General features: G+C 44.5%; 1 pseudogene. It reads left to right on the plus strand.

Annotated features, from left to right (window positions below):
- Nucleotides 1–328: 328 nt before the first annotated feature.
- Nucleotides 329–623 (plus strand): annotated as a pseudogene (gene gcvT / locus GMA8713_RS26195) (glycine cleavage system aminomethyltransferase GcvT); the annotation flags it as partial.

Raw genomic sequence — 623 nt, forward strand, 5'->3', positions numbered from 1 at the left:
AGAGGATGCATTGATTTTGTGGGTTACGGCAAAATGAGTGTGAAAACGCGAAGTTTCTTATAGTGACAGCAATCGTTTGCTATTTGTTGGCTTTGTCCTCTGTAGTGTGCTTTTAATCACTTTTAGCTCCGGCTATGGTAAGCATCTCGCGACTTTTAATTGTGATTGGGTTGTTAATTTTGACAATTCATCTTGTTTCGAACTTGTTAATCCGCCCGAGCGGGCGCATTCTTGTTCACTATTGGAAACATGGTTTCCTCTTCTTTGGACATAATAGCCAACATTTGGTGGTGAATTCCCTGCTGGGTCGGCTGAAATGGAGATAAAAATGACTCAAGAACATGCAAATCAAACACTACTCACTACTCCTTTACATGCGCTGCACATCGAAGTTGGAGCGAAGATGGTGCCATTTGCTGGCTATGACATGCCCGTTCAGTACCCATTAGGGGTAAAGAAAGGGCATTTGCATACTCGCGAGGCGGCTGGTTTGTTTGATGTTTCGCATATGGGCCAACTTCGTTTGCATGGAGCCAATGCCGCGCAAGCATTGGAGTCATTGGTTCCTGTCGATATTATTGACTTACCAGCAGGCAAGCAGCGTTACGCCTTTTTCACTAATG

The organism is Grimontia marina, from assembly GCF_900060185.1.
GTDB lineage: Bacteria > Pseudomonadota > Gammaproteobacteria > Enterobacterales > Vibrionaceae > Enterovibrio > Enterovibrio marinus.